Genomic DNA, 12,942 nt, shown 5'->3' with positions numbered 1-12,942 from the left:
AGGAGGTTGGACAATGAATTTCACAGCAACTGATGTAGAACGCATGATAGAAGAACAACAAGCTTATTTTTATACAGGTGACACGAAACCAACAGCTTTTCGAATTGAACAATTATATCGCTTAAAAAGCGTTATCCAATCTCATGAAACCGATATAATTGATGCCTTGAAAAAAGACTTAGGCAAAAGTGAATTTGAAGCCTATGCAACAGAAGTCGGCTTTGTGCTCGACAGCATCAGTACGATGGCAAAGAAAGTAGAAGATTGGATGAAGCCTGAGCAAGTTAAGACTCCACTTCACTTGCAACCAGCAAAAAGCTTTGTCATCCACGAACCGTATGGCTCTGTATTGATCATTGGTCCCTTTAATTATCCATTTCAGTTAGTAATGGAGCCGTTAATTGGAGCGATTATAGGTGGGAATTGTGCAGTGGTTAAGCCGTCTGAAGCGACGCCGCACGTAGCAAAAGTAATCAGAACAATCATTGAAGAAGCCTTTCCTTCTTATTATATTCGTGTAGTTGAAGGTGAACGAGAAGAAGTGACAGCGTTGATCCATGCACCATTTGATTATATTTTCTTCACAGGTAGCGTCAATGTTGGAAAAGTCATTATGAAAGCAGCATCAGAGCGCTTAACACCGGTGACTTTAGAGCTTGGCGGTAAAAGTCCAGCAATTGTCGACCAAACGGCTGATCTTGATTTGGCTGTAAAACGAATTGCTTGGGGTAAATTGATGAATACTGGGCAAACTTGTGTGGCACCGGATTATGTTTGTGTACACGAATCGGTTAAAGATGAATTTATAAAAAAATTAACAAAAACGATTCAAAACTTTTACGGCAAAGATGCACAAAAAAGTCCGGATTACGGACGCATCGTCAACACCCAACATTTTGACCGTTTAGCAGAAATTGTTCAAAAAGAAGCGAATCATGTTGTTTATGGCGGTAAAATGGACCGCGATGACTTATATATCGAACCGGTTTTATTAGACCGAGTAGGATGGGATAGTCCTTCGATGGAAGATGAAATTTTCGGACCGATTTTACCAATTATCAGCTATACGGATTTACCGCTCTTACTGCGCCAAATTCGCAAACTACCTAAACCGTTGTCAGCGTATATCTTCTCTGAAAATGAACGCGCAACGCAATTTTTCTTAGAGCAATTACCATTTGGCGGGGGTTGCATCAACGATACAGTCTCACATGTGGGCAGTGCCTATTTGCCATTTGGTGGAATCGGTTCGTCAGGGATCAACTCTTATCACGGGAAATCTAGTTTTGAAACCTTTACACATGCTAAATCGATTTTGAAAAAATCCACTAAATTATCGACGAATCTGTTGTTTCCGCCTTATAAAAATAAAGCGAAATGGATTAAAACCGTATTAAAATAGGCGGTCTTCGGCTTGTTTTCATTTTAGGGAAAATTTGTTCCGAATATGTAAAATGGATATGTAGAAAAAGCGAGCAACTACTTAGTTGCTCGCTTTTTCTATACTAATTATTGTGCTTTCAAAAGAATTTTAGCAACTGTGCCAATCCCTTTAGAGCTTGATATAGAGAGTTTTCCCTTATGCTCTTGAATAATTTTTTGAGAAACGATTAACCCTAGTCCTGTACCGCTCGCTTTTGTAGTATAAAAAGGTTCGAAAATCTCATTCAATTCTTTTTCAGAAATTCCTTTTCCGGTGTCTTCGAAAGAAATGGAAAACATATCATTTTTTTCCTCTTTTAAAGAAACACGAACTTCTCCTGGCTCATCCATCGACTCTACTGCATTTTTTAATAGATTTATGAAAACTTGTTTTAAATGATTTTCTTCTCCATTAAGAAGAAAATCATGTTCCCAGTCTTTTATCAATGTAATACTATTCATGTTTAGTTCTGAACTAAATAATAGAAGAATATCGTCCAATGCTTTCTGGACACTAAAGTCCTTTAACGTTGCAGCTTGAGGTTTGGCCAAGACTAAAAATTCACTAATGATTAAGTTGATGCGTTCTAACTCTGAATGAATCAATTCGGTATACTCTGGAAAACAGTGTTTTGGATCATGATGCATCATTTGGATAAACCCAGAGATAACGGTCATCGGGTTTCTAATTTCATGGGCTACCCCAGCCGCAATTTCTCCAGCAAGCTTTAATTTTTCAGTTTGTACAATCAGCTTTTCTGATTCTTTTTGGTAGCTGATGTCACGCGAAATCATAGAAGTCGCCACTATTCTTTCAGAATTATCGAAAATAGGGGATAATGTGATTTGTGCGTGAAAACGACTGCCGTCTTTTCGAACATCTTTAGTTTCTAATAGGGAGTAGCTTTTTCCTTTTTGAACTTGTCGTGTGCGCATTTTAATTGCTAATGTATTTTCTAATGGATAGATGGGTAAGATTTGTCCGATGCATTCTTCCGAAGTCCAACCGTATAACTCTTCGAAAGCCGGATTAACTGCGATAATTTTTTCTTCCGAATCGAAAACGGCAATTGCATCCTTCGCAGTTTCAAAAAATAACTGCAAATAACCCTCTTTTGATAGTAATGCCTTTTCCATTGAGGCGTTTTTAGCCTCTAATTGTTTCCAATAGCGACTAAAGTAAAGACTATGAAGCAAGGTAAGGAAAAAAATGCTTAATGTAAAAACGACAATGGATAATTGATTATAAGAAAGTGAAGCTCCTGGTACAAAGCGATCATATACAGTAAGAAAAAGCACAAATTCAATAGCTGTTAGGAGTCCGAGCAGTAGAATCGGTTTCGTTTCGTTATACAATGCGCAAATAATAATAGGGACGACAAAATAAATAAGCGTAATCGGAGCGGAAGATTCGAAATTCAAAATAAATATGTAAAAATTCATAGCAAAAAGCATGGCATATTGCAACGCGCGCTCATTCATTTTTGTGATAAATACCAGTAATAACAAATAAGTAGAAATTCCGAAAAATGGAGAAACAATAGCGGTGTTTATATCGGTAATTTGATTGAGTAGAAAGTGGAAAATGCTTAAAGCTCCATATATATGGATAAATAATTGACTTCTTTTGCGATTGATAAGCTTGCTTTCCATTAGACACCTCGGTATTTTTAACAATTTAATTTAAACGAGTAAGTTTCATTTCGTAATAAACGCCTGTTTTTTGTTAAAAGATAGTTTCAAAAACACATAGAAATATAATTTTGAGTTCAACTTATACTATAATACTATAAGTCAGGACTGTGCGAACATCTATGATTTTGATATGATTATAAGATCGAGGAGTGAAAATGATGACTTATCAATGGAATCAAAGTGAAACGATTGAGTTATTAAAAGAACTAGTGGAAATTCCAAGCCCGTCAGGATATACAATGGACGTGATGACAAAAATCAGTGCATTATTGACACAGTGGAATGTTGAATATAAAACAACTCACAAAGGTGCTGTAATTGCGACGATCCCTGGGGAAAACCAAAAGCAACATCGTTTATTAACTGCGCATGTCGATACGCTTGGCGCAATGGTAAAAGAAATTAAACCAAGCGGTCGTTTAAAATTGTCTTTAGTGGGTGGTTTTAAATTTAATGCTATCGAAGGTGAAAACTGCCTCATACATAAAGCAGACGGCTCGACAGTCTCAGGAACGATTTTGTTGCATCAAACAACTGTTCATGTTTATAAAGATGCCGGTACAGCAGAGCGTAGTGCAGATAATATGGAAGTACGTTTAGATGTGAAAGCCTTTTCCAAAGATGAAGTACGAGGCTTAGGTATAGAAGTCGGAGATTTTGTTTCATTTCAGCCAAGGTTCGAAGCGACTGCGTCTGGATATGTTAAGTCTCGACATTTAGACGATAAAGCAAGTACTGCTTTAGTCCTTCAATTAGTAAAAAAATTGAGTGAAACAAAAGAGCAATTGCCATACACAACTCATTTTTATATCTCCAATAATGAAGAAATTGGTTACGGTGGAAACGCGAGTATCCCACTAGAAACACAGGAATACATTGCAGTTGACATGGGCGCGATTGGAGACGGACAAGAATCAGACGAATATACAGTTTCCATTTGCGCAAAAGATTCAAGCGGACCGTATCATTACGGCTTGACTCGTCACTTGATTGCTTTAGCACAAACGAATTCGATCGACTACAAAGTAGACATTTATCCATATTACGGTTCGGATGCATCAGCTGCGATTAGTGCAGGACATGACATTAAGCACGCCTTGTTCGGTCCTGGAATTGAAGCTTCCCATTCGTATGAACGTACACATACCGATTCCTTAAAAGCGGCGGCAGCATTGCTTCATGCATATGTATTGTCTCCATTGGTTTCATAAGAGTTAGGAGAGGATTTCATGAACAGCAAAGAATTACTTGCGTCAATTCCTTATAAACAAATTAAAGGACCATTGCCAGAACATATTGAGCATTTAACAATTGACTCTCGTGATATAAAAACAAATTCAGCTTTTATTTGTATCACGGGTTATACGGTAGATGGCCATGATTTTGCGCAACAAGCAGCAAATCAAGGGGCAACGTTAATCGTTACTGAAAAACCAATGACGATTGACAATGCAACAGTAGTAGAAGTTGAAAGCACCTCTCGAACAGTAGGTCTGTTAGCTGCTAAATTTTACGATTATCCATCTAAGCTTTTGCATATGATTGGAGTTACTGGCACTAATGGCAAAACGAGTGTAGCAGGTATTCTGCATTCCATGTTAATGGAGTTGGGCGAAAAATCAGCGTTGACGGGAACAATTGGTTTCAATTTAAACGGACAATTGCACCCATCAGCAAATACGACAAATGATGTGTTAACCACTCAACAAATGATTGCGCGTGCACGAGATGAAGATTGTTCACATATGACAATGGAAGTTTCATCGCACGGGTTAGTTTTAGGACGTCTAGCTGGTGTGGAATTTGATACCGCTATATTCACTAATTTGACGCACGATCATTTGGATTTCCATGGAACGATGGAAGAGTATGGCCATGCCAAAGCATTGTTATTTTCACAACTTGGTCAAGATCTTGCCAATCAAAAGCAAGCAATTTTAAATGCTGATGACTCGTGGTCAAATGAACTAGCGAAAATGACCCCTCACCCGGTATACACTTACGGCATTCAAAATGACGCCCAGTTTCAAGCAAAAGACATTCAATTGATGCACACAGGTACAAGCTTTACGTTGAAGTGTATAGAAGGTGAATTTCCAGTCTCAATGAAACTTCTTGGTGAGTTTAATGTCTCGAATGCATTGGCATCGATTGCAGCTTTGTATGCAGAAGGATATAAGCTTGATGAAATTCTGAAGACGCTCGCAGTGATTGCACCAGTAGAAGGCCGTATGCAAAAAATAGAAGTCGAAGCACCTATATCGATTTTTATCGATTATGCTCATACACCTGATGCTATCGAAAAAGCAATTGACGCAGTTCAAGATTTTAAAAAGAACCGGATTATTTTCCTAGTGGGAACAGGTGGCAACCGTGACAAAACGAAACGTCCAATCATGGCTGAAAAAGCATCAATTGCTGATTACGTCGTTTTGACGACAGATGATCCACGTGATGAAGCGTATGACAGTATTTTAAGTGATTTGGAAATGGGTATGACCCACAGTAATTTTGCTTGCATTGGCGATCGTGCAAAAGCAGTCGAGCATGCCATAGAGCAAGCCGAAGCTGGCGACATCATCATTCTTGCTGGAAAAGGACATGAAGATTACCAAATTGTTGGGAATACTAAATATCCACATAGTGATAAAGAAATTGCGATACAACAAGCATTGAAAAAGTTTCAGTAAAAGGAGCCTCTACTGGCTTCTTTTTTCTGTAGCTGTTAAAATTCCTTGTTTTTTTCAGTCCCCTTCTCTAATATGAAGAGAGTAGATTAAAGGAGCGTATAAACATGTCAGACCAATTAAAGAGTGAAATTCAAAATAGAAGAACCTTCGCCATCATCTCCCACCCGGATGCTGGTAAAACGACATTAACAGAAAAACTATTGTTATTTGGTGGGGCTATTCGTGATGCCGGAACAGTAAAAGGGAAAAAAAGCGGCAAGTTCGCAACTTCCGATTGGATGGAAATTGAAAAACAACGGGGAATTTCTGTAACTTCTTCCGTCATGCAATTTGACTATGATGGACATCGTGTCAACATTTTAGATACACCAGGACACCAAGATTTCAGTGAAGATACGTACCGTACCTTAATGGCAGTAGACAGCGCTGTAATGATTATTGATGTTGCTAAAGGGATTGAAGCACAAACCGTTAAACTATTTAAAGTATGCAAAATGCGCGGTATACCCATTTTTACGTTTATCAACAAAATGGACCGTCAAGGGAAAGAACCATTAGAATTAATGGAAGAACTTGAGGAAGTACTTGGTATTCAATCTTACGCAATGAACTGGCCAATCGGTATGGGGAAAGAATTCCTCGGAATTTATGATCGTTTTAACAAACGTGTCGAACCTTACCGTACAGAAGGAGAACGTTTCCTTGAACTCGATGAAAACGGTAGATTGATCGAAGACCACGAAATGAAAAAAACGTCTTATTATACACAAGCAATGGATGATATTGATTTATTGGACGAAGCGGGCAACGAATTTTCAATTGACCGTGTAAAAAAAGGTGAATTGACACCTGTTTTCTTCGGTAGTGCATTAGCTAACTTTGGTGTAGAAACGTTCCTTGAAACGTATTTGCAGTTTGCACCACCACCGCAACCGCGTATTACGCAAGAAGAAGAAATCATTGATCCAACTGAAATGCCGTTTTCAGGATTTATCTTTAAAATCCAAGCCAATATGAATCCAGCTCACCGCGATCGTATTGCTTTTGTCCGTATCGTATCGGGTAAGTTTGAGCGAGGGATGAACGTAACTTTGGCGCGTACAGGGAAAAACATTAAACTATCACAGACCACACAATTTTTAGCGGATGATCGTGAAATGGTTAATGAAGCAGTAGCAGGCGATATAATCGGTTTACATGATGTGGGGAATTACCAAATTGGAGACACGATTACGAGTGGGAAGAAATTCCAATTTGAGAGCTTGCCACAGTTTACGCCAGAGCTATTTGTGAAAGTGACGGCTAAAAACGTTATGAAACAAAAACATTTCCATAAAGGGATTCTTCAATTAGTACAAGAAGGCGCAATCCAATATTACAAAACATTGCATTTAGAAGAAGTGATTCTTGGTGCAGTCGGTCAACTTCAATTTGAAGTGTTCGAACACCGTATGAAAAACGAATACAATGTAGATGTACGTATGGAGCCAGTTGGCAACAAAATTGCACGTTGGATTGAAAATGAAGAAGATGTGAAAGAATCGATGTCAAGCGGACGTTCGATGCTAGTACGCGATCGTTTCGATAATTATGTATTCTTATTCGAGAATGAGTTTGCGACTCGCTGGTTCCAAGATAAAAATCCAGGCATCCGTTTATATAGTCTCTTATAAAAAATGAAAACCTGCTTCGGCAGGTTTTTTTGTTTTCAAAAATTGGCAGAAGTGTGAACACGCTCTATTAAATTTGCGGTTGTAAGAAATTTTTCTTATGATTAAAGAACATAGTAAAGAGAGGGTTTGAAAAAAATGAAAATAAGTGATTTTTCCATAAAACGGCCTGTCTTTACCATTGTCATCATGTTTCTGGTTATTATTCTAGGTATCGTGTCATTTACACGAATTCCGATTACGTTAATTCCAGAACTAAATCCACCAATAGGTGTGGTGGTAACAAATTATCCAGGAGCTAGTCCTACAGAAGTAAGTGAAAAAATTACAAAGCCATTAGAGGCAAATTTAGCAACTTTACCAGGCATCAAGTCGATTCAATCGAATAGCCAAGAAGGATCGAATTTTATTCTTTTAGAATTTGATTGGTCTACAGATATCGATGATGTCCAATCCGATATTGCACAAAGAATCGATCAAACACCATTACCTGATGATTCGAATGATCCGCGCTTTTTAAAGTTCGATCCAGCACAGTTTCCAATTTTGCAATTGTCTTTGCGTTCAAGTGATCCAGATGCAGACGTACGCGTTATTGCAGAAGAATTAGAAACAGAGCTCCGTCAAACAGAAGGGGTTGCAAGTGTCAATATTTCAGGGTCATTAATAGAAGAAATTCAAATCGAATTAGATCAAGCGGCACTTGAAGAACGTGGCTTGCAGCAATCTGATGTTGTGCAGCTAATTCAGGCAAATAATATTTCACTTCCAGGAGAACCCATTGAAACAGAAGATGGTCGCAACTTAACAACGCGCATCATCAGTACGTTAACAAATGTAGAAGAAATACGGAATTTAGTTTTAACAATTGATCCACTAGAAGGGGACAACGTGACAATTGGTGATGTTGCGAAAGTAGACATCAGTGAACGTCAAAGTAGTAGTGAAACAAGAACCAACGAAGAACCTGCTGTATTGTTATCGGCTCTCCAAGAGTCTCAAGCAAATACAGCAGATGTTTCAGATGCTTTTCAGAAACGACTTGATGAGCTTTTGAGTGAACAGCGTTTTGAAGGAGTAAAAGCAGATATTCTATTTGACCAAGGTGATTATGTTAAACAGGCCATTGGCAATATTGGTCAGACATTAGTTCTTGGTGGAATTTTTGCGATGCTTGTTCTTTTCTATTTCTTACGAGGTATTAAAAGTCCAATCATTATTGGAGTTGCGATTCCGTATTCAGTAATTGTGACGTTTGTTCTTATGTTTTTTGCAGATTTCGCATTGAATATTTTAACGTTAGGGGCATTAGCTTTAGGAATCGGGATGCTCGTAGATAATGCCATTGTCGTTATCGAAAATATCGAGCGACATTTGGCAATGGGCAAGAATGCTAAAAAAGCGGCTTCTGAAGGCGCAAAAGAAGTTTCAGGTGCGATTATTGCATCTACTCTTACGACTGTCGCAGTTTTTATCCCGGTTATCTTCATATCGGGGTTAATCGGAGAGATTTTCTTTGAATTTGCTTTGACGATATCGTTTAGTCTTTTTGCTTCTTTAGCTGTTGCATTAACCGTTATTCCAATGATGGCATCTAGAATGCTAGGAAAACCAGGGAGTAAGCCAAGAGTTCAAAAAGACACTTCCAAAAGCGTTAAAGTTTTTGAAGGATCTGTGGTTTGGGCTTTACGAAACCGAATCATTGTATTGTTTACAGCACTCGTGTTGTTAGTCGTTGGTGCTTTTGGTGTTATGCAAGTGGGAACAGAGTTTATACCAGCTACAGATGAAGGATTTGTTAGTGTTTCGGTCGAACTTGAAAATGGTTCTTCTAGAACAGCCACTAACGAAGTAGTCGATTTAATAGAAGATGAATTAAAACTAGAAGAAGAGGTTGATGTGTACGTTAGTTTGATTGGTTCAACGCAACAAGGACAAGCACAAGGCTCTGCACAAGCGAACGTCGCAGAAATTTATGTGAAATTAGTTGACTTGGCAGACCGTGATCGTTCTATTTTCGACTTTGTAGATGAAGTACAGCCGCGAATTCGAGAAACTGTTGGAGACCGTGCATTAGTCAGCTTTAACTTGCAAACAGCTGCAGGCTCTTCACCGAACAATTTATCTTTTACTGTCACGGATACAAATCGATCGCGGTTAGACAAGGCAGTTGTTGACATTGAAGCTGCTTTAACAAAACTTCCAGAAGTAACAGAGCTAACGAATGACCGTCAAGAAACCATTGATGAAATTCAGATGACGATTAACCGGGAAGCGGCAACTGAGTATGGTCTGCCACCGGTTCAGATAGCACAAGCAGTCAATAGCATCACACGAGGCGTTTTAGCTAGTCAAGTATTGACAGAAGACGATGAAGTTCTCAGTGTCTATGTGGCGTATGAGGAAGGAGAACGAAACAGTCTTGAAAAGCTTCGTACTTTATCTCTCAGAACGCCTGCTGGGGAATTTGTTGAGCTTCAGGAACTGGCTGATATTGAAGTCGCACAAGGACCTGTTAGTATCCGACGAGTAGATCAGGCAGATAGTGTGTCCTTTACTTTACAGCACCAATCGAGTATTACGCTTGGTGATATGTCTGATCAAGTAGATGCAGAACTTGAGGCTTTGAATTTGGACGACAACACATTAATTTCGTTTGGTGGAGACCGTGAACTACTCGATAACTCGATTAATGATATGTTTATGGCGGTCTTACTAGCTATTGTGCTTGTCTATATCGCTATGGCTGCACAATTCGAATCCTTTAAATATCCACTTGTTATTATGTTCACTGTTCCATTGATGGCGATTGGTGTAGCAATTGCGCTGTTTATCACTCAAACTCCAGTCAGCATTACCGCTGTTATTGGATTACTTGTTCTAGTAGGAATAGTCGTCAACAATGGGATTGTCTTGGTGGATTATATCAATCAGCGGAAAGAGGCTGGCATGGATTCATATGATGCCATTATCACTTCTGTTCATGATCGTCGCCGCCCAATTTTAATGACAGCATTAACAACCATTCTTGGTTTACTGCCTTTAGCAATTGGCATTGGAGAAGGCACTGAAATCAATCAGCCAATGGGAATTACAGTGATTGGTGGATTAATAAGTGCGACTTTATTATCACTTTATGTTGTACCCATTGTTTACAGTCTATTTGATCGACAAACAAGAAGAATGAATAAAAAGTAGGCCCTCGGGTTTACTTTTTTTCTTTTGCTGTATATTATCAGAAAATTTAGTATGATAAATAAAAAGGGGCTGAAGTTATGGAAGAAATCGTGTTTACCGGATTTCCAGGGTTTATTGCCAGTCAATTAATAAATAAGTATGCTTACCAACATGAAATGATTTCAGCCATTATTCTACCGTCAGAACGAGAAAAGGCAGAAAAAGAAGCTAGAAGGATTGAAAAAGAAACCAATTGTCGTGCGATCAAATTGATTGAAGGCGATATTACGCAAGCAGGACTAGCGATTAGTAGTAAAGATAAAGAATATCTTAAAGAAAAAAAAGTGGTCTTTTGGCATCTAGCAGCCATTTACGATTTGGCAGTTCCAAGAGATCTCGCATGGCAAGTAAATGTGGAAGGAACACGTCACGTTAATGAATTTGTTTCAAAAATACCAAATGTAAAACGTTATGTTTATTTTAGTACGGCTTATGTAGCAGGTAATAGAGAAGGGATTATTTACGAAAATGAATTGGAGCGACCGGAAGCGTTCAAGAACTTCTATGAAGAAACCAAGTTTGAAGCTGAACTACTTGTAGATGAACTAAAGAAATCAGTGCCTATTACCATTATCCGACCAGGCATTGTTCGTGGACATTCGATTACAGGTGAAACCGTCAAATTTGACGGACCTTATTTCTTCCTGAATTTGATTGATCGAGTCAAGTTTTTGCCGTTCATTCCGTTTGTTGGACGATCAGCATCTTATATAAATGTTGTGCCTATTGATTATATTTTAGAGGCTTCTATGTACCTTAGTAAGTCAGATGCAGCAACTGGACAAACCGTCCATTTAACAGATCCTAATCCACATCCTGTAGAAGAAGTATACCGAAGCATGGTCCAGCTAATTACAGGGAAAAATCCGAAAGGTCGTTTGCCACATCGGTTAGCTCAAGTTTCTTTATCTATTGGTCCAGTCAGAAAAGCATTAGGCGTTGAAATCGAAACCTTGGATTATTTGACATGGACTGCAGATTTCGATACAAAAAATGCAGAGCGGCTACTAGCAGAAAGCAACATTCGATGTGCAGATTTCATTGAGACTATGCCTGTGATGGTAGAGTTTTATCATGTACATAAAAATGACAAAAACTTTCAAATCACCATTCGTTAAACTATGACAAGATTTAAAAAGATGCTATACTAACATTACAACTCAATACACTTTGACTTTCAGTCAAGGGGGAGTAGCTATAGGGAAACCTATTTCACAGTCGTCAATACATGGTTAGTAGCCATCGGTTGTGATAGCAAACGAAATTTGCTTAGCGAGACCTTTGCCTTTATTTAGGCAATGGTCTTTTTTGTTGGCAAAAAATAGGAGGAGAAAGCAGAATGGAAGCAGTATTATTAGAATATGCTTGGGTTCTACTCGTTTTAGTAGGACTTGAGGGGTTACTGGCTGCAGATAATGCAGTAGTAATGGCGGTAATGGTTAAACATTTACCAAAAGCACAACAGAAAAAAGCGTTATTTTACGGATTAGTAGGAGCTTTTGTATTCCGGTTTGCAGCATTGTTTATGATCACGCTACTCGTTAACATTTGGCAGATTCAAGCACTTGGTGCAGCATATCTCTTGTTTATTTCGATTAAGAGTATATACGATCAGCGCAAAGGCGACACGGATGAAATACTAGAAGGTGTTGATGGAAAATCTGAGAAAAAAGGATCAGGTTTCTGGATGACTGTATTAAAAGTTGAATTAGCAGATATTGCTTTTGCAATCGACTCAATGCTTGCAGCTGTAGCTTTAGCGGTTACATTGCCACATTTAGATGTTTTCGGTATGAAAGATATTGGTGGGATTAATTCTGGGCAGTTTCTAGTCATGCTTGCTGGTGGTTTGATCGGTGTTATTATTATGCGATTTGCAGCACATAAATTTGTGCAATTGCTTGAAAAATATCCGCAACTTGAAACAGCAGCATTTGTTATCGTTGGATGGGTCGGAGTGAAATTATTGGTTATGACTTTATCTCACGAAAATGTTGGCATCTTGCCTCATGACTTCCCGCACTCTACACCGTGGACATTAGTCTTTTGGTCTGTCCTACTGGGTATCGTAGTTGTAGGTGGAATTCTTGGAGTTAAGCAAAATAAAGAACAAGCTAAAGAACACGAAGCTAAATAAATGATTGTTTAAAAAACTAATGAACTAAAGGTACATTGAATCCAATTCAATGTACCTTTTTTCTTTGGGAAAAGAGTAAATAAGGAGATAC

The 12,942-nt window shown here is 38.5% G+C and carries 8 protein-coding genes; 7 read left to right on the top strand and 1 reads right to left on the bottom strand.

What is annotated here, in order from left to right; all coding sequences use genetic code 11:
• Positions 1-13 precede the first annotated feature (13 nt).
• Complete coding sequence (locus BBI08_RS11935) at positions 14-1,402, top strand: aldehyde dehydrogenase (protein WP_008498107.1); 1,389 nt, start codon at positions 14-16, stop codon at positions 1,400-1,402.
• 107 nt (positions 1,403-1,509) lie between these two features.
• On the opposite strand, the gene BBI08_RS11930 is transcribed toward BBI08_RS11935, so the two are convergent.
• Positions 1,510-3,075 carry an ATP-binding protein gene (locus BBI08_RS11930; protein WP_008498106.1) on the bottom strand — a complete coding sequence of 522 codons (1,566 nt, stop codon included), beginning with the start codon at positions 3,073-3,075 and terminating at the stop codon, positions 1,510-1,512.
• A gap of 200 nt (positions 3,076-3,275) precedes the next feature.
• Here BBI08_RS11930 and BBI08_RS11925 point away from each other — a divergent pair, with 200 nt between their 5' ends.
• From BBI08_RS11925 to BBI08_RS11900, 6 genes are all read left to right on the top strand, one after another.
• A complete protein-coding gene (locus BBI08_RS11925; RefSeq protein ID WP_040850916.1) occupies positions 3,276-4,328 on the top strand; it encodes a M42 family metallopeptidase in 1,053 nt (350 codons plus the stop codon).
• A gap of 18 nt (positions 4,329-4,346) precedes the next feature.
• A complete protein-coding gene (locus BBI08_RS11920; RefSeq protein ID WP_008498104.1) occupies positions 4,347-5,807 on the top strand; it encodes a UDP-N-acetylmuramoyl-L-alanyl-D-glutamate--2,6-diaminopimelate ligase in 1,461 nt (486 codons plus the stop codon).
• A 104-nt stretch (positions 5,808-5,911) separates the two neighbouring features.
• Complete coding sequence (locus tag BBI08_RS11915) at positions 5,912-7,480, top strand: peptide chain release factor 3 (protein WP_008498103.1); 1,569 nt, start codon at positions 5,912-5,914, stop codon at positions 7,478-7,480.
• A gap of 135 nt (positions 7,481-7,615) precedes the next feature.
• Entirely contained in the window at positions 7,616-10,675 is a 3,060-nt protein-coding gene (locus tag BBI08_RS11910; RefSeq protein ID WP_040850915.1) for an efflux RND transporter permease subunit, read from the top strand.
• Between the two features lie 77 nt (positions 10,676-10,752).
• Complete coding sequence (locus BBI08_RS11905; RefSeq protein ID WP_008498101.1) at positions 10,753-11,832, top strand: SDR family oxidoreductase; 1,080 nt, start codon at positions 10,753-10,755, stop codon at positions 11,830-11,832.
• 221 nt (positions 11,833-12,053) lie between these two features.
• Positions 12,054-12,851 (top strand): TerC family protein, encoded by a 798-nt coding sequence (locus BBI08_RS11900; RefSeq protein WP_008498100.1) that lies wholly within the window; start codon positions 12,054-12,056, stop codon positions 12,849-12,851.
• Positions 12,852-12,942 lie beyond the last annotated feature (91 nt).

The sequence above is a fragment of the Planococcus halocryophilus genome (assembly GCF_001687585.2).
Classification (GTDB): domain Bacteria; phylum Bacillota; class Bacilli; order Bacillales_A; family Planococcaceae; genus Planococcus; species Planococcus halocryophilus.
Note: the sequence above shows the minus strand (reverse complement) of the source record. Positions and strands in the feature narration are given on the sequence as shown.

What these genes read in the sequence shown, in the direction of transcription:
- BBI08_RS11935 (WP_008498107.1), top strand. Translation starts at nt 14, where the DNA reads ATGAATTTCACAGCAACTGATGTAGAACGCATGATAGAAGAACAACAA.
- BBI08_RS11930 (WP_008498106.1), bottom strand. Translation starts at nt 3,075, where the DNA reads ATGGAAAGCAAGCTTATCAATCGCAAAAGAAGTCAATTATTTATCCAT.
- BBI08_RS11925 (WP_040850916.1), top strand. Translation starts at nt 3,276, where the DNA reads ATGACTTATCAATGGAATCAAAGTGAAACGATTGAGTTATTAAAAGAA.
- BBI08_RS11920 (WP_008498104.1), top strand. Translation starts at nt 4,347, where the DNA reads ATGAACAGCAAAGAATTACTTGCGTCAATTCCTTATAAACAAATTAAA.
- BBI08_RS11915 (WP_008498103.1), top strand. Translation starts at nt 5,912, where the DNA reads ATGTCAGACCAATTAAAGAGTGAAATTCAAAATAGAAGAACCTTCGCC.
- BBI08_RS11910 (WP_040850915.1), top strand. Translation starts at nt 7,616, where the DNA reads ATGAAAATAAGTGATTTTTCCATAAAACGGCCTGTCTTTACCATTGTC.
- BBI08_RS11905 (WP_008498101.1), top strand. Translation starts at nt 10,753, where the DNA reads ATGGAAGAAATCGTGTTTACCGGATTTCCAGGGTTTATTGCCAGTCAA.
- BBI08_RS11900 (WP_008498100.1), top strand. Translation starts at nt 12,054, where the DNA reads ATGGAAGCAGTATTATTAGAATATGCTTGGGTTCTACTCGTTTTAGTA.